We start from the raw sequence: 23256 nt of genomic DNA, 5'->3' as shown, positions 1-23256 counted from the left end.
CCCCCTACCCCACTGCACGTTCAAAGTTGCTGTGCTTTGCACATGTTTAATTAAAAAGAAATTTAAAAAGGATAAAAATGATAAAAAGTTATGTTTTAGGTTTTCCAAGAATCGGAGAAAAAAGAGAGTTAAAGCGCGCATTAGAGGGCTTTTGGGCTGGCAAAGAGGGTTTTAGTGAAGAGAATTTACAAGAGACTGCAAAGACACTTCGCCAAAGACACTGGAAATATCAACAAGATGCTGGCATTTCGGCTATTAGCGTTAATGATTTTTCATTTTATGACCTAATGCTTGATAACATCATCGCTTTTGGTGCTACACCTCCAAGATTTGCAAATTTAAGCGGCTCGGAGCAGTATTTTGCTTGCTCAAGAGGTAACAAAAATGGCGTTGCGATGGAGATGACAAAGTGGTTTAATACAAACTACCACTACATTGTGCCTGAGCTTAGCAGTGAGAGTAAATTTAGCCTAAAAGCGGACAAAATTTTAAATGAATACAAAGAGGCGAAGGCTAACGGCGTAAAAGGCAAGATAAATTTGATCGGCCCTATCACATTTTTGGCTCTTTCAAAGACGACTGACGGTAGCTGCCCATTTAAGCACCTTGATGCGCTTGTAGGCGAGTACAAAAAGCTACTTGAGCAAATTTCTAAGCTTGATGATGAAATTTTAGTGCAGTTTGATGAGCCGATCTTTGTAACTGACAAAAATGAAAGCGACCTTTTGCCACTTATCACAAAGGTTTATAACGAGCTAACAGGCGTTGCAAACAACATTAAAATCGTGTTTGCGACATATTTTGAGCATGCGATCAAAGCAGTTAGCGAAGTGGCTAAAACTAAAATTTACGGCATCGCGCTTGACTTCATCCACGGCAAGAGAAATTTCGAAGTCCTTGAGGCTATCAAAAACAGCCATTTAACGCTATTTGCTGGCGTTATAGACGGCAGAAATATCTGGAAAAGCAACATCGATGAGAAGGTAAAACTTGTAGGTGAAATTGCAGAAAAAATAGGCGGCAAAGACTTTTACATCGGCACTTCGTGCTCACTTCTACACGTGCCATACACTCTAAAATATGAAGAAAATTTAAACCCTGAGATCAAAAGCTGGTTAAGCTTTGCAGTTGAGAAGCTTGATGAGATCAAGATCATCACAAAACTAGCAAACGGCGAGAAGCTAAATGAGGCTGAGGCTAAAATTTACGAAGAGAACAAAAACGCTGTTAAAACTCGTGCTACTTCAAAGCTCATCCACTCTGAAAGCGTTCAAAAACGCATTAAAAATTTAAGCAAATTTGAGCGTGACGAGAAATTTGAAGATCGCATCAAAATTCAACGCGAAACATTAAAATACGGCATCTTGCCAACAACAACGATAGGTAGCTTCCCTCAAACGGTTGATCTTCGCGTACTTCGCCAAAATTTCAAAAAAGGTGAGATCGACGCGGCTGCTTATGAAGCTGGCATCAAAAAATATATCGATCACTGCGTGAAATTCCAAGAAGATATCGGCCTAGACGTGCTAGTACATGGCGAACCAGAGAGAAACGACATGGTTGAGTACTTTGGCGAGCAGATCAGCGGATATGCATTTAGCCAAAATGGTTGGGTACAAAGCTACGGCAGCCGCTGCGTCAAGCCACCACTTCTCTTTGGTGATGTAAGCCGCCCAGAGCCTATGACTGTTAAGTGGATGAAATACGCTCAAAGTATCACAAAACACGTAATGAAGGGCATGCTAACAGGTCCTGTGACTATGCTAAACTGGAGCTTTGTGCGTGACGATCTGCCAAGAAGCGAGGTGGCAAAACAGCTTGCACTTTGTATCTATGACGAGATCGCAGACCTTCAAAATGCGGGCATTAGAGTGATCCAAGTCGATGAGGCAGCGTTTAAAGAGGGCTATCCGCTAAGAGCTGAAAATATCCCAGCTTATGAGAAATTTGCGGTTGATTGCTTCAAGCTTTCAGTAAGCTCAGCTGAAGCAAAAACCCAGATCCACACGCATATGTGCTACTCTGAATTTAACGACATCATCAAGACCATCGAGGCTATGGACGCTGATGTTATCAGTATCGAGACAGCAAGAAGTGGCAACGAGCTACTTAAAATTTTCAAAGCCGTTGGCTACAAACAAGAGGTCGGACCTGGCGTTTACGACATCCACAGCCCACGCGTGCCAAGTGTCGAAGAGATCGTCGCTCAGATCAAAGCTCTGCTTGAGGTCTTGCCAAAAGAGCAGCTCTGGATCAATCCAGATTGTGGCCTAAAAACTAGAAAATGGGAAGAGGTCGAGCCAAGCCTTAAAAACATGGTAGAAGCTGTCAAGATTGTAAGAGGTCTATAATACAAAATTTAGCGTCTAGCAAGCCTAGGCGCTAAACTCCGTTTAAATTTCAAAAAAAGTTAGAAAATGTTAAAAGATAAGATCATAAACAATGAAAGTGGCATAGTGCTTTATGGCCTAACGCCTCCAAAGGCTGAATTTGACGAGGCAAAGCTTAAAGAGATTGCTGAAAAATGGGACAAGAGGATCACGGATGTACAGGCTGATGGCTTGGTGCTTTACGAGATCCAAGATGAAAGTAGCCGTATAAAAAGCGAGCGAACTTTTGAATTTAGCGATACATTAAGCCCTGAAATTTACTACTCAAAATATCTAAATTTAAAGACGCCAAGTATCTTTTATAGAGTCACGAATAAATATAATGAGAGCGAATTTAGAGCAAATTTAGCCAAAAGTAGCAGCGATATAAGTGTCTTTGTTGGCATTGCTTCTAGTAAAGTAGAACCTAAAATGAGATTAGAGCGTGCTTATGAGATCGCTAGAGACGAGTTTAAAGAGCTTGTAGTGGGCGGTGTTTGCATAGCTGAGAGGCACGCTAAAAAGGGCGATGAAGAGCAGAGGATGAGCCAAAAGGCCAAAATGGGGGCGAAATTTTTCATCTCACAGGCGGTTTTTGATATAAATTTGGCTAAAAATTTAATAACAAGCGTGGCAAAAAGTGGGTTAAATTTGCCTATTATTTTGACCTTTACAACTTGTGGCACGCCAAAAACACTAGATTTTATCAAGTGGCTTGGCATAAGTGTTGATGAAAAGAGCGAAAAAAGGATGCTTCAGAGTGATGATTTTTTAGCCACGGCATCACAAATTTGCCTTGAAAATTTTGCAGAGCTTTATGAATTTGCTAAAAAGCTTGGCATAAATGTTGGTGTCAATATAGAGAGCGTAATGGCAAAAAGAGCTGAGATAGAAGCGAGCCTAGAGCTAACGCATAAGATAAGAGAGGTGTTTTGATAGTTTAAAAGCTATCAAAACTTATATTTTATATGGTTTTAGTAAGTTCTTAGTCTTTTTTAGCTTTAATTATATAAGATTTTTAAGCTCATTTTAAAGTAGATAAAATTTATGATAAATATATTATTATGTGGTGGTTCTGGTACGAGGTTGTGGCCTATTAGCAGGACTTTGATGCCAAAACAATTTATTAAATTATTTGACGATAGGTCACTTTTTCAGCTAACTGCACTACGAAATAGTGAAATTTGTGACAATACATTTGTGATTACAAATATCGATCACTACTACTTGGCGATGGATCAGATAGAGAATTTAAATATCACAAATTTTAAATATCTGCTCGAGCCAGTTGGTAGAAATACTGCGCCAGCGATCACATTAGCTTGCCTTGCACTTGATCCAAATGAGATTGTTTTAGTAACCCCTTCAGATCATTTGATAAAGGACATTAAAGCATATCACACAAGCGTAAAAGCTGCAAAGGAGCTGGCAGAGCAAAATTTCTTAGTTACTTTTGGTATAAAGCCAAGGTCACCTGAGACAGGATTTGGATATATAGAGAGCTATAATGGCGATGTAAAGGCCTTTTATGAAAAGCCAGACTATGAAAGAGCGGTGAAATTTCTAAAAGATCAAAATTTCTACTGGAATTCAGGCATGTTTGTCTTTAAGGCAGGCGTTTTCTTGGATCAGATGAAAATTTTTGCTCCTGAGATACTTGAAGTATGCAAAGTAGCTTTTGATAACGCAAAAAAAGATGAATTTGATATTAAAATAGATACTACCGATATGCAAAATATTCCGCAAAATAGCATAGATTATGCTGTGATGGAAAAGTCTGATATCGTAAAAATGGTAGTACTAGATGCTCCTTGGAGTGATCTTGGAAGTTTTGATAGTTTGGATGAGCAGCTACAAAAAGATATCAATGGAAACACAATAAATAGTGATCTGGTGCAGATAAATTCTCACAATAATCTAGTCCTATCTAGTGGCAAAAAAATAGCTTTAATAGATGTCAATGATCTAACTGTTGTTGATACAAAAGATGCTCTTTTAATATCTAAAAAATCTTCTAGCCAAAAAGTAAAAAATGTGGTGGAAATTTTAAAAGAGGAGAGCTCTGAGCTTTGTAATGCTCATGTTACGACAAATAGGCCTTGGGGAAACTACACTGTCCTTGAAAATCAAGATGGTTATAAGATAAAGATAATAGAGGTAAAACCTGGCAAAAGGCTATCCTTGCAAAAGCATTTTCATAGAAATGAGCACTGGATAGTACTATCAGGAAGTGCCACTGTGACGATCGGTGAGACAACTAGGCTTGTTTGTCCTAATGAGTCTATCTATATAAAAATGGGTGAAATTCATAGGCTGTCTAATGAAGGAAAAATTCCTGTGGTTTTGATAGAAGCTCAGGTCGGAGAATATACAGGCGAAGATGATATAATTCGCCTAGATGATGATTTTAAAAGGTGATTTATGGATAAAAAAGTAGCATTAATAACTGGTATAACTGGTCAAGATGGATCGTATCTGGCGGAATTTTTACTAAAAAAAGGCTATATAGTCCATGGCGTAAAAAGACGAACGAGCCTTTTTAATACAGATAGAATAGATCATCTCTATCAAGATCCACACGTTGATAATAGAAATTTTTTCTTACATTATGGTGATATGACGGACTCTATGAATTTAACAAGGATCATTCAAGAAGTACAGCCAGATGAAATTTATAACCTAGCTGCCATGAGTCACGTGCATGTTAGCTTTGAAACTCCAGAATATGTCGCAAATGCTGATGGCACAGGCACTCTTAGATTGCTTGAAGCTATAAGGATATTAGGACTTGAGAAAAAGACTAAAATTTATCAAGCCTCTACATCTGAGCTTTACGGAAAAGTACAAGAGACGCCGCAAAGCGAAACGACTCCATTTTATCCAAGAAGTCCTTATGCGGTCGCAAAGATGTATGCGTACTGGATAACGGTTAATTATAGAGAGGCTTATAGCATTTTTGCTTGTAATGGCATATTGTTTAACCATGAATCGCCAGTTAGAGGCGAGACATTTGTAACTAGAAAGATCACAAGGGCAGCTAGTAAGATAGCGCTTGGGCTTCAAGACAAGCTTTATCTTGGAAATTTAGACGCCAAAAGAGACTGGGGCCATGCAAAAGACTATGTGAAGATGATGTGGATGATACTGCAAGCTCCAGAGCCAGAAGACTGGGTGATAGCAACTGGCCAAACAACAGCGGTTAGAGATTTTGTAAAATTTGCATTTGCCTATGCTGGTATAAATTTGAGATTTGAAGGGTCTGGCGTAGATGAGATAGGAGTCGTGGACTCACTAAATTTTGAAAAAGCAAAAGAATTAAATTTAGATATATCGCATTTAACTATCGGACAAACTGTAGTTTGTGTGGATCCAAGATATTTTAGACCAACGGAGGTTGATTTGCTGCTTGGAGATCCTAGTAAAGCAGAGAAAAAACTAGGCTGGAAGAGAGAATTTAACCTTCAAGATCTAGTAAACGATATGATGAAGTCGGACTTAAAGCTCATGACAAAAGATGTCTATCTAAAAGATGGTGGATATGAGACAATGAGCTATTTTGAGTAAAAAATGGATAAAAATAGCAAAATTTATGTAGCAGGGCACAAGGGTCTGGTAGGCTCTGCTATAGTGAAAAATTTACGATCAAAGGGCTATGAAAATATAATCACAAGGACTCATAGCGAGCTTGATCTAATGGATCAAAAGGCGGTTTGTGAGTTTTTTGAAAAAGAAAAGCCCGAGTATGTGGTGCTAGCTGCTGCAAAGGTTGGTGGAATAGTGGCAAATAGTACCTATAGAGCCGACTTTATCTATGAAAATTTGCAAATTCAAAATAATGTGATCCATCAAAGTTATCTGCATAAGGTAAAAAAACTATTATTTTTGGGAAGCACTTGCATATATCCTAAAAATGCCCCACAGCCAATGAGCGAAGATGTGCTTTTGACATCTCCACTTGAATACACAAATGAGCCATATGCGATCGCTAAAATAGCCGGGATGAAGATGTGTGAGAGCTATAATTTACAGTACGGCACAAATTTCATATCTGTAATGCCTACAAATTTGTATGGTCCAAATGATAACTTTGATCTAGAAACTTCACATGTATTGCCAGCACTTATAAGAAAGATACACCTTGCAAAGCTTTTAAGTGAAGAAAAATTTGACAAAGTGATAAAAGATCTAAAAGCAAAAGATCTAAATGAAGCTATGGCTTATCTTAGTAAATTTGGCATTTCAAAAGACGGAGTAGAAATTTGGGGCACAGGAAAGCCTAGACGAGAGTTTCTATATTCAGAAGATATGGTCGATGCTTGCATATTTTTACTGGAAAATAGAGACTTTAAAGATACTTATGACAAAAATAGCAAAGAGATAAGAAATACGCATATAAATATAGGCACAGGTAAAGACGTCTCGATAAAAGAGCTAGCAAATTTGGTTAAAAATATAATTGGCTTTAAAGGTGAGCTATATTTTAATGATAACAAGCCTGATGGAACGATGCTAAAACTAACGGACCCATCTAAGCTCCACTCTCTTGGTTGGAAACATAAAGTAGAGCTTGAAGATGGAATAAAGACGCTTTATGAATGGTATGTGAAAATAAATGATAGATAAAATAATATCATTAAAAAATCATCAAGGCTTCATGAAGTATTTTAAAAATACCTCATGGCTCTTTTTTGAAAAAATGCTCCGTATGTTTGTTGGACTTTTTGTAGGAATTTGGGTGACTAGATATTTAGGGCCTGAGAGATTCGGACTTTTTTCATATGCTCAAAGCCTTGTAGGACTTTTTGCTGCCATTGCTACGCTCGGACTTGATGGTATAGTAGTAAGGGAGTTGGTAAAAGATGAAAGTAGAGCAAATGAACTAATAGGTACTGCTTTTTATCTTAAGCTCATGGGTGCTATTTTGACACTATTGATTTTAGCTGTTGCTACTTATTTTACTTCAAATGATAGGTATACAAATTTATTAGTATTTATCATAGCTAGTGCTACTATATTTCAATCATTTAATGTAGTAGATATGTATTTTCAATCAAAGGTTCTATCAAAATATGTAGTGTTTTCTAATATTATCTCTCTTTTTATAAGTAGCATAGTAAAGATTATACTTATTTTGATTAACGCTCCGCTTGTAGCTTTTGCATGGGTTATTTTATTTGATAGTATAGTTTTGGCTTTGGGGCTTATTTCTTTTTTTATAAAATATTCAACTTCTGAGATTAAAAAAATAATATTTAATAAAACTATCGCTATATCTCTTTTAAAAGATAGCTGGCCACTTATCCTAAGTGGAGTTGTGGTATCTATATATATGAAAATAGATCAGGTTATGATTCAAGAGATGCTAGGAAGTGAGGCTGTTGGACAGTATGCTGCGGCAACTAGGTTAAGTGAGATTTGGTATTTTATACCTACTGTAGTTGCATCAAGTCTATTTCCTGCAATAGTAAATGCAAAAAGACAAAGTGAAGAGCTTTATTATGATAGACTTCAAAAGCTTTTTGACCTTGTTGTATGGATAGCCATTGCAATAGCGCTACCAATAACTTTTTTATCTGATATGATAGTAAATATGCTTTATGGAGAACAATATAATCAAGCAGCAAGTGTATTGATGATACATATTTGGGCAAGTGTATTTGTTTTTTTAGGAGTTGTTAGTGGGAATTGGTTTATAAATGAAAATTTACAGTTACTAGCATTTTGGAGAACTTTTTATGGCATGATTTCAAATATATTTTTAAATTTACTATTGATTACAAAATATGGAATTCAAGGTGCTGCTATAGCAACACTAATTAGTTATATGATTGTTGACTTTATATCTGATATTGTTAATTGTTATTCTAGAAGAATTTTTTTTATGAAACTAAATACAATTAATCCAAGGAGAATATGGTGATTAGAAAGATAATAGGGAAAATTTATTCCTATACGAGTTAAAAAATAGTTAAATAATTCAAAATATTGGTTTGTGATTATTCTCAATATAGCGCTATAAAAATGGGATTATATAGATAGTTATGCCAATAAAATACCTTGGTACACGTATCCTGCTATAGGATTCTTAAACACTTTTGACCTTTCCGAAAATCTTTATTGAATTTGGAAACAGTAATTCATCAATGTATTGGGCAAAAAGCTAAGGACATGATTTCTGTTGAATATGATAAAGAAAGCTTTAAAAAAAGTAAATCCTAATCTCAACAGCAATCAAACTCTACTACATAGAGAAGATAGTGAATATTATAAAAAGTCCATATTTGATAAAAAATTTGCGGTATTATGTAGCATCCACACAAAGCTTTTTAATTACTTATGAAAATTATGTTTGAATTAGTTTTGTAATTTTTTCCTTTAAATTTAAATTCAATAGGAATAAGTTTAAAATTGTTTATAAAATCATTTATTGCTGGAGACAACAAAGTTATATTTCGCTTTAGTTTCCACGATTCAGCATAATTATTATATTATTATCATATAAAACCACAAATCATCTATTTTCTGCTCCGAATCGCATCTTGCCTTGATTTTCATAAAGCCATTTTATTAATCCTTTTTTATCTTTTTTAATATTTTCAAAAATATTTCTTATTTTATCTTGGTAATCGTTTAATACTTGTTGAGCCCCGGTATCGCTTTTTGCAATATCATTAATTTGAGATAAGATAACGCTTCCAATAGATGTTTCATTGCTTTTTTATCAAATGTTATATTTATAGCTTTACTTTTTAAGAATGAAAGTTCAGATTTAGTATCTTTGTATATTGTTTTCCATTGCTCTTTAATTTTTTCTGAAGGCATATATGTAACTTTCAAATCAACTGGGGTATTGTTTATAAAAAAGTCGACATTTTTTATTTGACCAGATGCTGGAATAACACTATCGTGTTCACAAAATAGATTTTCTATTAAATAACTGCTCCATTAGTTATACCAATTGTTATATAGATAACCAGACACTGTATATAAAATTGATGTTTTTAGTTTATTTTCCAGCTCTTCAAATTTATAAAATTCTTTAACATAATATTTAATAATAAATTTATCTAGTGAATTTGTATGGTCTCCTCTCCATCTATAAGTCTCCAGTTTATAAAGCTCGTTTTTAACGTCATCAATAGGCAATCTTCTTATTTTTTCAAGATGTTTATTTTTTAAAAATTTATTAATTTTTATCATCCAAAAAAGTAGATTCGTATACTAGCTTAAAAAGACTATTGCCTTTATTTTCTTTAATATTTATTTTAGCACCTATAAAATTTATAAAATCACACAAAAGTTCTTTTCTTGAAATTGCTTTTGTTTTTAACCATTTAATAGATTTTGGATTTTCTTTTTTAAATTCTTGGAGGTTGTTTTCTTTAAAGAGTTTATCCAATATTCAAATTTAGTCGACATAATATTTACCTCTCAGCCATAACATAAATCTTTATGGGTATTGTATATTAAAGGGAGTTAAAGAATCGTTAAAAAGTTTTACTTTTTTATAGCTTCGGGTACTTGATTATTTTTTGAAAAGAACAACATATAATCTTTGGTTAACGCCCCTTTTCTATTTGACTGAACGACCGATTTGACGGAATATTCCATTGGAGCACAACCTAAATAGTATAGTATTTTATTTTGGTATACTTTTTTAATAAAATTCCAATCTTTTTCATTGCTTGCATTAAAAAATAGCACCAAAAGACCATCCGTTTTTAAAATACGTTCTGTTTCGTAAAAAAACTTATCATATCATTTGTATACTTATGAATATTTTTATCTCTTTCGTTAGTGTTTGATACGATAATTTCGTCCTCAAAATTGCTTTTGCACCCTAGTACGGAATTAAATATTTCAGATAATTCCAAGTATGGAATTCGATTAGAGTGTGGTGGATCGGCAATAATGAGCTTTACGCTATCGCTTGAAATATCTTTCATCTTTTTCAAACAGCTTTCGTTGTAAATCTCAATGTTGCTATAAACTTTATGAACATTGGGTAGATTTTTAATAATTTTTTAGCCTTATTAATAAAACAGTTCCACACATTTATCTCGAAATGCTCTTTTGGAAGCCAAAAGCCTATAACCCAACTGCCCACTTCTCGCTTACCGTTTCTATTAATCACAAAAACCATATTGCTCATCTGACCGATAGCTGAAGTAACGGTTAAAAGCAAAGCTCTTTTGATGTTTTAATCTTTAAATAGATGGATTTCGTCTAACAATATATCTATGTTATAAAGTGCCCTTTTTTGTAAAAAAATCATATATAGTCATACTAGAATTAACGTTAATTTTGTTATTATTGAAAAACGTGATGTCATTTAAGTATTTAGTCTTATATTCGTTATATTTATTTAAGGCATTCATATTTTTTTGGGCGGCAGCAATTACTTGCTTTTTGCCAGCATTTTTTATCCAAACTTCAGAGATTTTTTTATCTTGCCATATATAATGCGTCACTATGTTATTTTGCGAATCTGTATAGCTATTATTGATTCTATTTTTAATCGTGTTTTCTAAACGAACAACAGCTTTTTATATTCGGCTTGTGTCGGTAAATTTATTAAGAAATCGGCAGATATTTTAGAAAAAGGATTTATATCTATATCGATGAACTTTCTCGTATCGTCTAAAATAGATATTACGTTTGAGCTTCCTAAAAAAGCTCTAATACCGTATCGCCTTGGGTGGTTAGTGTATCTATAAAATATTCATAGTATTCGAGAGGCTTTTTCCCCAATATTTGTGAAATCCGTTTATGTCGGTATAAGTCGTGATTTTTTTCATTTTTAGTGTCTATAATATCTTTGTTAAAGTGTATGCTTCTTAATAATTATTTTTATTTTTTTAATTCTCTTATAATTATATCCTTGTCTCTATTTGAAAGATATAAATTAATCCAGCTATCAACCCATTCAGGCGTTTTTCTACCTTGTCTAGTAGTAGCCCAACCATTCATTGTTAGCTTATTGGTCTTAGTAAGCTCGGTAAATTCATCTCTATCTATTCCAGCTTCTTTTAACCTTAATAAAAACTCATCGTAATTCATTATGTGCCTTAATTATATATTAGCGTATTATACAATTTTTCTTAATTTAAAAGCAAGTATATTTAGGTAAATAACTTATAGTATTTTAAGCAAAATTTATGTATAATACATATTTTAGAAATAAAAACACATATAAAGGTTTAAAAATATCTCAACACTTCCTTCTCTCATCTAAAGCTAGAACAATCTCGGTTAGAAAGATAGCTAGTATGAGCGAGAATGAGTGTTACGAGTATTTTAAGTCGATTCGTTGGAGTAGCAACAAGGGTAATCCCGTTTGTCCGACTTGCGGAAGCGCTTCATCTCATTATTTTATAGAAAGTAGACTTACAGTATCGTTGCAAGGATTGCTTTCATACTTTTAGCGTTACAAGCGGAACGATATTTCACTCTCATAAGCTTGATTTTAAAGTTATCCTTCTTGCTATCGTTATATTCTCCAATGCTACTAAAGGAATTTCAGCCTTACAGCTTAGTAGAGGTTTAGACGTTCAATATAAAACGGCTTGGGTCTTATCTCATAAAATAAGAGAAAGCCTTATGACTAGTAATAGCGGAAATAAATTTAGCGGCATAGTCGAGATGGACGGAGTATACGTCGGAAACTATATAAAGCCCGCTAATAATATAAACGATAGAATAGATAGACGCAAGGCTTTTAAACCTAATAAACGAGTTATCATATCTTTACGAGAGAGAAATCTATTTGGAAGCGGAGCTAGTAAGACTAAGACCTTTATTCTAAAAAGCGAGAATAACGTAAATATAAACGCTATCGCCAAATCTCATATTGCGCCAAACAGCGAAATTCATACCGATGAAAACTCGGCTTACGACGATTTGCTGGCTCATTACGATTTAAAAAGAGTAAATCACCAAATAGAATATAGCGGTATGAACGGAGAGAATAATAACCAAAGCGAAAGCTTTAACGCTAGATTTAGACGCTTACAATACGGTCAATGCCATGGCTAGGAACGCTATATTTATCAAACTATGCCAACGAAATAGCTTATAGGGAGGACACAAGAAGGCTAGATAATAAAGCTATAATGGACGATATTTTATCGAGATGTTTAGCCGATAACTCAATATCTAATGAATTTTGCGGTTACTGGCAAGGAAACAAACGAGTAGCCGAAAGGCTTGGAGCTTAGGAAGCTATTTTATAAAATTTTACTCCGTTGTCGGTAAATAACGAGATAGTTCCTCTTTTTATAAGCTTTGAAATTAAAGAGGATATGTTTTGCTTATATTTGGCGATGAGGGCGTCATCTACTTTTTCATCTTTAAAAACATACTCGGCTATTTCATTTACAGTGCTAGGCTTTATCTTTAAACACTCTATAATCCTACGATTTAATTCTCCGTGAGGAAAGTATGAAGCATTACTAATCCTTTTTAGCCTGAATAAAGGTGGTCTTATAGCTAGGGTCAAATATCGCGATAGCCTTATCTATCGTTTCAAGCTCAGACTTTATTTTTGAGATTATATTCTGATGATATTTGATATTCCATCAAAGTTTAGAATACTTACTAACTAGAGCCAATATTACGTGAGATTCAGCCATATAAATCCTTTACGATATGCTATAATAGACTGAATCTTAGCGGATTTTAGGATGAAAGTCTTGTGCGGATGCTACATAATACCGAAAATTTGATATAGTTATAATAGATGGTATTAGAAGACCTCAATGTTCAAATCTAATTAAAAAATACTTAAATTATCAATCTGACGTGTAGGTATTGCAGTATTAGATAATTATTGATTGGCTCAGAGAAATGTTAAAATATTTAAGAGAAAAACTAGACTTCTTGGAGATTGATTTTCATGGCTTCGGCCCTATAAATGTGACTTCTGTATTTATAACAAGAAATTTTAGATTCAAACCAATTGATAACATACAGCCTATTTTTTCTGTATCAGCTATCAAATATAGTGGAGAATAAATATTGCTACAACAAATACTTAAAAAAATTTTACCTAAAACATTAAAAGAAAAATTATTGAGTTTGGAAATAATAATTTAGATGGATATGCAACAAAATCATATTCACAAGAGAGTGAAGATATAATTTTGGAAAGATTATTCGTAGAATAAAATTTGGTTTTATGTAGATGTGGGTACTCATCATCCCAAGCGTTCTTCAAATATATTATTTTTATAAAAAAGGATGGAGGGGTATTAATATAGTATAATTGCTTTTGATAAATTTCGTCCAAGAGATATGAATATAGAAAGGCCAATATCTGATAAAAAACAAATTTTAACCTATTACGCCTCTAATGAACCTGCTTTAAATACCTTTTCAAAGGAGTTAGCAGTAGAGCATGAGAAAGAAAATTATTTTATAAAATTTACAAAAGATATTGAAAATACAATACTTGAGGATATTCTTAAAAGAAATTTGCAAAAACCAGGATATAGATTTTTTATCGGTAGACGTTGAAGGACTGGATCTTATGGTTTTAAGATCAAATAACTTTGAAAAATACAAACCAAAAATAGTTTTGATAGAAATTTTAGGAAATAGTTTTAGTGAAATTGAAAACAATAAAATAGCTGATCATTTAAATCAATACGGCTACTCTATCTTTACAGAGACTATTAATACTGTATTTTTATAAATAGTAGTTTTAAAAAAGATAGGTTTTTGTAGTCTTATGATTTAATATCTGTATTGGTCTATAAAGTAATTATGTGAAGGATCTTTAAAAATATATGTGTGGAATATTAGGAACAATACCATCATCAAATGGAACCGAATTTAAAAATGCCTTGAATAGATTAGAGCATAGAGGTCCTGATGGTTTCGGGATAGAAACAATTGAAAATAGTATTACATTGGGACATAGAAGACTAGCTATTGTGGATTTGTCAAACGATGCTCATCAACCAATGTATGATAAAACAAAAAGATATTGTGTAATTTTTAATGGTGAGATATATAATTTTTTGGAAATTAAAAAAGAGCTAGAAGTAAAAGGGCATACATTTTGTTCATCATCAGACACAGAAGTTTTGCTTTATTCTTATATAGAGTGGGGTGAAGAGTGTGTCTTAAAATTTAATGGAATGTGGGCTTTTGCTATATGGGATAGTCAAAAAAAAGAGCTTTTTTTATCCAGAGATAGATTTGGCAAAAAACCACTTTTTTATGCCATGACTGATGGTAAATTTATATTTGCCTCAGAAATGAAGGCTATCTATCCATTTTTAAAAGAAATAAGACCATCACAAGATTTTCATTGGATGAAAAATAATATTTTTTCCTATGAAGCAACCGAAAAATGTTTGATAGATGGAATTAAAAGATTTCCTTTTGGACATAATGGAATTTATAAAAATGGAAATTTGGTTACAAAAAGATACTGGAACACGCTTGATAATATTGTGGACCCACCCAAAACATATGATGCTCAAGTAGAGCGTTTTAGGGAGCTATTTTTGGATGCTTGTAAGATTAGGATGAGAGCAGATGTTCCTATAGGAACAGCCCTTAGTGGAGGACTTGATAGTAGTGCAACTATTTCAGCTATGGCTCATCTGTCAAAGTCTAATGTTGATTATGGCAAGAATGACTGGCAACATGCTTTTGTTGCATCTTTCCCAGGTACTCCACTTGATGAATCGCATTTTGCAAAAATGGTTGTTGATCATATAGGAATTGAAGCTACTTATATAAACATTGAGCCTCTTAAATATTGGGATAACCTAGAAAAATATTTTTATATGTTTGAGGATTTATATATAACTAGCCCGATACCAATGATGGCTACATATGGAGCTGTAAAAAAATATGGAACGACAGTGACATTAGATGGGCATGGAGCAGATGAGCTTTTTAGTGGCTATGGGCATTTAGTTGAAGCCTTATGGAATAGTAAATTTTCGATAAAAAATAGTATTGACATACTTAATACCTATCAAGAGACATTGGGTAATGGAACACAGTTTGATAGGAATAGTAATTTCAATATATATGTTAAATTTATGATAAAGAAAATAGCAAAAATATTTTTTGGAAAAGAAATTAGGTCAAAAGATGCCAACCATAAAAATTTTAAAAAACTTGATAGCTTTTCTCAGCAACTATATATAATTTTTCATGAAACGATATTGCCAACCTTGCTTAGGAATTATGATAGGTATTCTATGACAAATAGCGTAGAGATAAGGATGCCTTTTATGGATCATAGGATCGTCTCTTTTGTAACCTCTTTGCCGTATTCTAGTAAATTTGGAAATGGCTATACAAAAAAGCTCATAAGAGATGCTATGGATCCTTATATGCCAAAAGAGATAACATGGAGAAAGTCTAAGGTAGGATTTAACTCTCCAATAGTTGATTGGATGCAGGGCGATTTAAAGGAATGGTTTTTGGATACGGTTCATGAAAAAGGCTTTATGGAATCTAGCTTGATAGACAATCCACCTGAGCTTCAAAGACAAATTTCGAATATAGCAAATAAAAATACAAATAGCTATGTGTTGGCTGAAAATTCTTGGAAGAATTTAACACCATATATTTGGGAAAAAGCAATTAAAAAATTTGGGGCTGGCAATAATGCAACAAAGTGATATAAAATCGTATAATTTAGCACCAATAGTGCTATTTGTCTATAATAGATTAGATCATACAAAGCAGACCATAGAGGCTTTGCAAAAAAATGAAATTTCAAATAAGAGTGATCTTTTTATATATTCTGATGCGGCTAAAAACGAAGGGTCAAAACAAAAAGTAGCAGAGGTAAGAGAATATATAAAAAGTATAAACGGATTTAAAAATATTACAATCATTGAAAGAGAAAAAAACTATGGTCTTGCAAATAGTATCATAGACGGTGTTACAAAAATTGTAAATGAATATGGCAAAATAATTGTTCTTGAAGATGACTTAATAACAAGTCCAAATTTTTTAAAATTTATGAACGAGGCGTTGGAAATTTATAAAAATGAGGACAAAGTATACAGTGTTACTGGGTATTCTTTTACTGATAATATATCGGATATCGAAAGTAGCTATTTTTTGAAACTTACTAGCTCTTGGAGCTGGGGTACTTGGGTGGATAGATGGCAACAATTCAAACGAGATAAAAAGGATTTGGAGCAAATTGTCAGTAGCTCAATACAAGAAAAAAATCTTTTTAACTTCGATGATTCTTATGATTATATCAGCATAACTAAGATGCAGATCAATGATAAAATAGATTCGTGGGCGATTTATTGGTATCTGTGTGTATTTAAACAAAATGGACTTACACTATATCCTGCTAAGAAGTTAGTGAAAAATATTGGGTTTGATGGAAGTGGAACTCACTGTTCTTTCTCGGAACATGAGGACGAACTAGTAAATTTTTATCCTAGTTTTACAAAAGATATTGTTGAAAAAACAGTAAATAGAAATGTAGTGTCTAGCATATTAAGAGAAAAAAATAAAATAAGCATAAAAAGAAAAATAATAAATAAACTAAAAAAACATTTATCTCAAAAACAAAAACAGATTTTATTAATACTATTTTCTAAGGCACAATTACTCTTTCATAAAAAAGATATAGGCAAAAATACATATATTGATAAGACAGTGCATGTAACAGGCTGGAAAAATATCTTAATAGGGAATAATACTGGTATCAGCGAATACACTTGGATAAATGTAAATAAAAGGTTGGGAGACAATAAGCATATTATAATTGGCAGCAACTGTTATATTGGCAGAAGGAATTTTTTTAGCTCAGGATTATTAATAAAAGTATCAGATTATTTTATGAGTGGCATTGATTGTAAATTTATGGGAAGCGACCATATTTTTAAAAATCCTTTTATACCATATATTGCTACTGGAACAACTATGGAAAAAAAAATTATTATTGAAACCAATGTATGGCTAGGCGCTGGAGTGAGTGTTATTGGAAATTTAACAATAGGTAGAGGCTCTATAGTAGGTGCTGGAAGTTTGGTTAACAAAGACATACCACCTTTTAGTGTTGCTGTTGGGAGTCCTTGTAAAGTTATAAAAAGATATGACTTTGGTGCTGGAAAATGGGTAGGAATAGACGAATATGATTTCAACAATGATTCATTGATTCCAACAGAAGAGGAGTATGCAAATAAATTAAAACAAAATTTTCCAAATGTTATCATTCCATTTGTTGCATGTGGAAAAAATAAAGGTGATTTGTTTTGAAAAAAATATTAATTACTGGAGCCAAGGGTTTTTTGGGTTCGAACGTAGCACATCATTTTAAAACTCTAGGATATCAGACATATGGTATAGGACATGGTGGACTGTCTATAGAAGAGTCGAAAGAGATTGGGCTTGACTACTGGAAAAAGGATGATGTGTCGATAAAGGCAATTTTAGAATTTGAACAAGTTTTTGATGTTATAGTGCATTGTGGCGGTAGTGGCTCTGTTGGTTTTTCTGTTAAATGCCCATACGAAGATTTTAAAAAAACAGTAAATGGTACACTTGAAGTTTTAGAATATATAAGGGTGTATAACAATAATTCCCATCTTATCTACCCATCAAGTCCAGCAGTACATGGCGAATGTGAGGATAAGCCGATCGTAGAAGAGTATTTCGGAAGACCAGTTTCTCCTTATGGGTATCATAAAAAAATAGCCGAGGATCTATGTCAGAGCTATAGTGAAAAATTTGGTTTAAATATTTCTATAATAAGACTCTTTTCAGTATACGGAAATGGTCTTAAGAAGCAGTTGCTTTGGGATGCTTGCCAAAAAATATTAGATAGTAGTGATGAGGCCGTCTTTTGGGGTACGGGGAAGGAGACAAGGGATTTTATACACATAAGTGATGTTTTGCGTTTAGTTGATATGTTGTTAAAAAAAGATGAGAAATTTTATATCATAAACGGCGGAACTGGTGTAAAGCATACCATAAAAGATGTAGTAGAAATGATAAGAAATCTAGTAAATCCAAATATTAATATAAAATTTAATAATCAAGCAAATGTAGGAAATCCAATATACTACTGGGCGGATACACACAAGCTAGAAAAAAATGGTTTTAAGGCGGATAAAAATTTAAAACAAGAGATAATAAACTATGTAGAGTGGATAAAGGGACTGGATGATTAAAGTTGGATTTATAGGTAGTGTGTCAAAAGAATGGATGGGCGGATTAAACTATTTTAAAAACTTGCTTTTTGCTATAAATTCTGTAGAAAAAAAAGAGCTTGAAGTATTTGTTTTTGTTGGTAAAAAAATAGATATAGAAACAAAAAGAATGTTTCAAGAATATGCAACTGTAATAGAAGATAGCGTATTTGACAGAAAAAGTATAAAATGGTTTCTTAGTAAAATAGAACAAAAAATATTTAAAACAAATATTTTGCTCGAAAATATCCTTAAAAAACATAATATACAAATACTTTCTCATGCAGCTATAACAAATTTAAAAAATGTAAAAACTATAAATTGGATACCTGATTTTCAACATATTCATTTACCTCAAATGTTTTCTGAAAAAGAGATACAAAATAGGAATAATAATTTTTTAAAGTTAATAAGAGATAGTGATCTAATTGTTCTTAGTAGTTTTGATGCATTAAAAGATATGAAAAAATTTGCACCTAATTATGAAGACAAGGCAAGAGTTTTGCAATTTGTTTCGCAACCAAATAGTAGATATTTTGAACTAGACGAACATGATAAAAGTTTGTTATTGCAAAAGTATGAAATAAAAGATGATTTTTTTTATATACCAAATCAATTTTGGAAGCATAAAAATCACATGATGATATTTGAGGCCATTGGTGAATTAAAAAAAGATAGCATTGAGATTAATATTGTTTGTACTGGGTATCTAGGTGATTATAGAAATAAAACATATATTGATGATACAAGGGGATTTATAAAATCAAATAATCTTGAAGATAATATAAAACTTTTGGGTCTTGTGGATTATGAAGATGTTTTTGCATTAATTAAATTCTCAAAAGCGGTGATAAATCCATCTTTGTTTGAGGGTTGGAGCTCTACAGTTGAAGAGTGTAAAAGTGTAGGAAAAAATATGATCTTGTCTGATTTGGATGTGCATAAAGAACAATATCCAAACGCAGTTTTTTTTGAAAGGGATAGTATTGAGTCTTTAAAAGAAGTACTAAAATTTTATAAGATAGAAAATGAGAGTAATGTAGAGCCATTAGAAGCAAGGACAAAAAAATTTGCAAATATTTACTCTTCAATTTGTAGAGAAGCTTTAACTTACTAGGGCGTAACAATGAATAAAGATATCTACTATAAAAATTATGAAGAAAGACCCACAAGACTTAGTGTAATTACCGCAACTTATAATGTAGAAAAATTCTTACCTAGATTAATAAAAAGTCTGCAAGAGCAAGTCGATAAAGATTTTGAGTGGATCATTTCTGATGGAGCGTCTAGCGATAAGACTTTAGAAATTTTAAAAAATACGCATGGGATAAATATAAAAGTAATTTCGGGCGAAGACTTTGGGATTTATGATGCTTTAAATAGAGGCATAAAAGCTTGTAATGGAGAATTCTATCTTGTTATCGGTGCTGATGATGAGCTTTATCCAAATGCTATTCAAGATTATAAGAAAGCCATGGGGGATGGTGTAGACATAGTAACAGCTTGTATTGATACTAATAATGGCAAAATCGAGCCAAATAGTGGGCCAAGATGGCTAAAGGCACAAGCTCATTATATCTCTGGGCATGCTGTAGGCTCAATATACCGCACAAGTCTTCATCAAAAACTTGGTTACTATTCAAGAAAATTTCCAATAGCAGCAGATCAGCTATTTGTACTAACTGCTGCAAATTATGGAGCAAAGATAAAAGTTGTAAAAAGTGTTGTCGGTAAATTTTCAAATGATGGAGTTAGTAGTATTGATATATTAGGAACTCTTTGTGAATTTTACAGAGTTCAGGTGGCGATGGGCGAAAATAAATTTTTACAAACCGTCCTATTTATTTTAAGACTTATTAAAAATTTTAGAAAATTATAAAGATATATAAATGAAAGACTACGATGTTTCTATAATAGTTCCTATTTACAATGTGGAGAAATATATAGAAAAGTGTGCAACTACGCTTTTAGAGCAAGACTATAACAATATAGAGTATATTTTTGTAAATGATTGCACTCCAGATAGTTCTATGAAAATTTTGAAGGACATTATTGAAAGATACCCAAATAGAAAAAGCCATGTAAAAATTATTAATAAAATAAAAAATGAAGGCTTACCGCAAGCTAGAAAAAGTGGGTTGAAAATATCAAGTGGAAAATACATTTTACATGTAGATAGTGACGACTGGGTCGATAAAGATATGGTAAGTTCTTTGATTAGTGAAGCTAGAAAAAGTGATGCAGACATAGTTTGTTTTGACTATATTAAAGAATTTAATAAAAAAAGTATCGCAAAAAGTTTTTTTTATACAAAAAATCATCCAAAGTCTAATTTGGACTTTGTGAAAGCTATTTTATCTCATGAAATTTCTGTTTCCATGTGCGATAAATTGGTTAAAAGAGAGCTTTATGAAAATGTTGAATTTCCACATTTTTCACACTGCGAAGATAGTTTTGTAAATTTACAGCTTTTTTATTGGGCAAAAAAAATTACTCACGTTGCAAAACCATTTTATCACTACAGGACAAATCCTAATTCACTTTCTAGTAGTTTTTCAAATAATAAAAAAGCCCTTGGTGATTTTGCTGATTTTAGCATAGCTGTAAAGAAATTTTTGATACAAAAAGATCTTTTTGATGAATATTTTAAATTTCACATTCCTACTATTTTAAAATTTACTTTGGATTATTCTGAAAGCGATTTTAAAAAACAAATAAATGCTATATGCCCAGAAGCAAATAATATAAAATATGTTTTTCAAATCAATAGAAATATAATCTATAAAATTTTATATAGTACTGTTTTTATAGGGTTTCCGCAAATTTTTGTTTTTGCAAAAAAAGTATTTATTAGGCTTAGAAATTTTTAGATTCATATGATTGGAGTTGCTATGAAAATTTTTATAATCGGTAATGTCTCGTCTATGATGATAAATTTCAGAGAAGAGTTTATAAAACTACTTGTATCAAAAGGGCATGATGTCTACTGTTTAGTTAGTGACTACAATGAAGAAAGTAGAAAAAAAATAATCTCATTGGGTGCAACACCGCTTGACCACACTTTAAATGCAAAAGGGCTAAACCCATTTAAAGATCTCATTGCTACATATGATTTGGTTAAGCTATTTAGGCAGCATAGGCCAGATGCGGTTTTTTCTTTTTTTGTTAAGCCAGTTATTTTTGCAACTATAGCCGCAAAAATAGCAAGAGTGCCACGAATAGTAGGCATGATAGAAGGGCTTGGCGGAGCTTTTACAGCTCATAAAAATGGGCAAACAAAAAAGGCAAAAATTATAAAAACTATACAAGTTCTTTTATATAAAATTTCACTACCATCTCTTGATGAGCTTATATTTTTAAATAATGACGATAAAAAGGATTTGATTGATAGATACAATATAAAAGTAAAGTCCATAAATATATTAGGTGGTATAGGTGTTGATCTTGATAAATTCTCATATACTAAAGCACCTACTGATCCTATAAGTTTTATTTTTATAGCAAGACTTCTTGCAGAAAAGGGAATATTTGAGTATTTAGAGGCAGCTAAAATCGTAAAAGAAAAATATAAAGATGTAAAGTTTTATATATTTGGTGGTTTTGATGAGCACAATCCATTTGGATTAACGCAAGAAGAGCTAAAAACTTATCTTGATAGTGGCGTAGTTATATATCCTGGCTTCGTAAATGATATAAAAGAACGGATAGTGAATAGTTCCATTTTTATCTTGCCTTCGTATTACAGAGAAGGTGTGCCAAGAAGTACGCAGGAAGCCATGGCAATAGGAAGGGCAGTAATAACCACAAATAGCGTAGGATGTAGAGAAACTGTTGAAGATGGAGTAAATGGATTCTTGGTGCCACCATTTGATAGTAAAATTTTGGCACAAAAGATGATTTATTTTATACAAAATCCAGAAATGATAGTCCAAATGGGTATAGAAAGCAGAAAAATAGCTGAAGTAAAATTTAATATAAATGAAAAGAATGAAAGACTTGCAAAGATTATTATTGGGAAATAGCACATTGCCATTTTTAGGTTTTTAATTTAAAATTTTATATTGACTGGATTTTAGCAAACTTATCGTGATTTAAATAATAAAACCAAGACAAGCTCACTAGTTTTTTCTAGGCTAGACTTCTACCCCGTTAGTCCACTAACTGATTTTGTATTATTCTTATCAGCCTTTTGTTTTAAAAATTCCTATTCATCTTTTGTAGGTTTATACTCACCTTTGAAGAATTTTTAGCATCAATCTTTTACTCTAGATATTCTCTTTGTAAATTTTTATATGTTAGCTTCCAGTATTCAAGATAATTTCCAAAGCTAGCACCATGTCCTACATCATGGCGGTAGCTTACACATTTTAGCTCTTTATCGCTATCAAGGAGTCTTTATGATGACGTGTGAGTTGCCGATATTGACCGGGTAGTTTTTATCTTTACCAATAACTGCGAAGCAAGCGTTAGCTAATTCTAAATTTATCCATTACATTTACTGCTTATAAACAAATTTAATTACTAAAGAATTAAGCTAAATAAAATATAAAATAAAATATAATCCCAAATCTTTGGTCCCGTAGCTCAGTTGGTAGAGCACTACCTTGACATGGTAGTGGTCGATGGTTCGAGTCCATTCGGGGCCACCACTTCTAATAAAATATCCTAAACAAGAGATTCAAAAATTAATTGTTAGTAATTTT

The 23256-nt window shown here is 32.5% G+C and carries 19 protein-coding genes and 1 tRNA gene; 18 read left to right on the top strand and 2 right to left on the bottom strand.

Going from position 1 to position 23256, the window contains the following annotated elements; all coding sequences use genetic code 11:
* The first annotated feature begins 77 nt into the window (after positions 1 to 77).
* The 6 genes from metE to CVS84_RS08055 all read left to right on the top strand — a co-directional run bounded on the left by metE (position 78) and on the right by CVS84_RS08055 (position 8289).
* The gene (metE, locus tag CVS84_RS08080) at positions 78 to 2351 is read left to right on the top strand and encodes a 5-methyltetrahydropteroyltriglutamate--homocysteine S-methyltransferase (RefSeq protein ID WP_107691850.1); all 2274 of its coding nucleotides are present in this window, start codon (positions 78 to 80) and stop codon (positions 2349 to 2351) included.
* Positions 2352 to 2417: 66 nt separating this feature from the next.
* Positions 2418 to 3305, top strand: coding sequence for a DNA-binding protein (locus CVS84_RS08075; RefSeq protein ID WP_107691849.1), 888 nt, complete (start codon positions 2418 to 2420; stop codon positions 3303 to 3305).
* 111 nt (positions 3306 to 3416) lie between these two features.
* A complete protein-coding gene (locus tag CVS84_RS08070; protein ID WP_107691848.1) occupies positions 3417 to 4787 on the top strand; it encodes a mannose-1-phosphate guanylyltransferase/mannose-6-phosphate isomerase in 1371 nt (456 codons plus the stop codon).
* A gap of 3 nt (positions 4788 to 4790) precedes the next feature.
* Positions 4791 to 5933 (top strand): GDP-mannose 4,6-dehydratase, encoded by a 1143-nt coding sequence (gene gmd / locus CVS84_RS08065; protein WP_107691847.1) that lies wholly within the window; start codon positions 4791 to 4793, stop codon positions 5931 to 5933.
* Between the two features lie 3 nt (positions 5934 to 5936).
* Positions 5937 to 6992, top strand: coding sequence for a GDP-L-fucose synthase family protein (locus tag CVS84_RS08060; RefSeq protein ID WP_107691846.1), 1056 nt, complete (start codon positions 5937 to 5939; stop codon positions 6990 to 6992).
* A gap of 31 nt (positions 6993 to 7023) precedes the next feature.
* On the top strand, positions 7024 to 8289 hold the full coding sequence (locus CVS84_RS08055; protein ID WP_107691852.1) for a flippase: 1266 nt from the start codon (positions 7024 to 7026) through the stop codon (positions 8287 to 8289).
* Between the two features lie 1266 nt (positions 8290 to 9555).
* On the opposite strand, the gene CVS84_RS08040 is transcribed toward CVS84_RS08055, so the two are convergent.
* Both CVS84_RS08040 and CVS84_RS08015 read right to left on the bottom strand, forming a co-directional pair.
* The gene (locus tag CVS84_RS08040; protein ID WP_107691843.1) at positions 9556 to 9768 is read right to left on the bottom strand and encodes a hypothetical protein; all 213 of its coding nucleotides are present in this window, start codon (positions 9766 to 9768) and stop codon (positions 9556 to 9558) included.
* A gap of 1451 nt (positions 9769 to 11219) precedes the next feature.
* Complete coding sequence (locus tag CVS84_RS08015) at positions 11220 to 11429, bottom strand: hypothetical protein (RefSeq protein ID WP_107691838.1); 210 nt, start codon at positions 11427 to 11429, stop codon at positions 11220 to 11222.
* A 98-nt stretch (positions 11430 to 11527) separates the two neighbouring features.
* Between CVS84_RS08015 and CVS84_RS09745 the strand changes: the two genes are divergently transcribed.
* The 12 genes from CVS84_RS09745 to CVS84_RS07960 all read left to right on the top strand — a co-directional run bounded on the left by CVS84_RS09745 (position 11528) and on the right by CVS84_RS07960 (position 23202).
* On the top strand, positions 11528 to 11794 hold the full coding sequence (locus CVS84_RS09745; protein WP_320205228.1) for a transposase: 267 nt from the start codon (positions 11528 to 11530) through the stop codon (positions 11792 to 11794).
* Positions 11795 to 11810: 16 nt separating this feature from the next.
* Positions 11811 to 12404 (top strand): IS1595 family transposase, encoded by a 594-nt coding sequence (locus CVS84_RS08010; RefSeq protein WP_320205229.1) that lies wholly within the window; start codon positions 11811 to 11813, stop codon positions 12402 to 12404.
* A 1257-nt stretch (positions 12405 to 13661) separates the two neighbouring features.
* Positions 13662 to 13883: a hypothetical protein gene (locus CVS84_RS09555; protein ID WP_199906122.1), complete on the top strand. Its 222-nt coding sequence runs from the start codon at positions 13662 to 13664 to the stop codon at positions 13881 to 13883.
* Complete coding sequence (locus CVS84_RS09550) at positions 13804 to 14061, top strand: FkbM family methyltransferase (protein ID WP_199906121.1); 258 nt, start codon at positions 13804 to 13806, stop codon at positions 14059 to 14061. Before CVS84_RS09555 ends, CVS84_RS09550 begins: the two co-directional genes overlap by 80 nt.
* Before the next feature lie 94 nt (positions 14062 to 14155).
* Positions 14156 to 16015 carry an asparagine synthase (glutamine-hydrolyzing) gene (gene asnB / locus CVS84_RS07995; protein WP_107691836.1) on the top strand — a complete coding sequence of 620 codons (1860 nt, stop codon included), beginning with the start codon at positions 14156 to 14158 and terminating at the stop codon, positions 16013 to 16015.
* On the top strand, positions 16002 to 17621 hold the full coding sequence (locus tag CVS84_RS09740) for a glycosyltransferase (protein ID WP_107691835.1): 1620 nt from the start codon (positions 16002 to 16004) through the stop codon (positions 17619 to 17621). The genes asnB and CVS84_RS09740 overlap by 14 nt, the downstream gene beginning before the upstream one ends.
* Positions 17618 to 18535 carry an NAD-dependent epimerase/dehydratase family protein gene (locus tag CVS84_RS07985; protein WP_107691834.1) on the top strand — a complete coding sequence of 306 codons (918 nt, stop codon included), beginning with the start codon at positions 17618 to 17620 and terminating at the stop codon, positions 18533 to 18535. Before CVS84_RS09740 ends, CVS84_RS07985 begins: the two co-directional genes overlap by 4 nt.
* On the top strand, positions 18528 to 19670 hold the full coding sequence (locus tag CVS84_RS07980; protein ID WP_107691833.1) for a glycosyltransferase family 4 protein: 1143 nt from the start codon (positions 18528 to 18530) through the stop codon (positions 19668 to 19670). Before CVS84_RS07985 ends, CVS84_RS07980 begins: the two co-directional genes overlap by 8 nt.
* A gap of 9 nt (positions 19671 to 19679) precedes the next feature.
* Entirely contained in the window at positions 19680 to 20432 is a 753-nt protein-coding gene (locus tag CVS84_RS07975; RefSeq protein ID WP_107691832.1) for a glycosyltransferase, read from the top strand.
* Positions 20433 to 20442: 10 nt separating this feature from the next.
* Positions 20443 to 21423 (top strand): glycosyltransferase family 2 protein, encoded by a 981-nt coding sequence (locus tag CVS84_RS07970; protein WP_107691831.1) that lies wholly within the window; start codon positions 20443 to 20445, stop codon positions 21421 to 21423.
* Positions 21424 to 21444: 21 nt separating this feature from the next.
* Positions 21445 to 22575 (top strand): glycosyltransferase family 4 protein, encoded by a 1131-nt coding sequence (locus CVS84_RS07965; protein ID WP_107691830.1) that lies wholly within the window; start codon positions 21445 to 21447, stop codon positions 22573 to 22575.
* A gap of 551 nt (positions 22576 to 23126) precedes the next feature.
* Positions 23127 to 23202 (top strand) — tRNA-Val (locus tag CVS84_RS07960).
* Positions 23203 to 23256 lie beyond the last annotated feature (54 nt).

It is taken from the genome of Campylobacter concisus (assembly GCF_003048575.1).
Lineage (GTDB): Bacteria > Campylobacterota > Campylobacteria > Campylobacterales > Campylobacteraceae > Campylobacter_A > Campylobacter_A concisus_U.
This window is presented reverse-complemented; position numbering and strand designations above follow the sequence as displayed.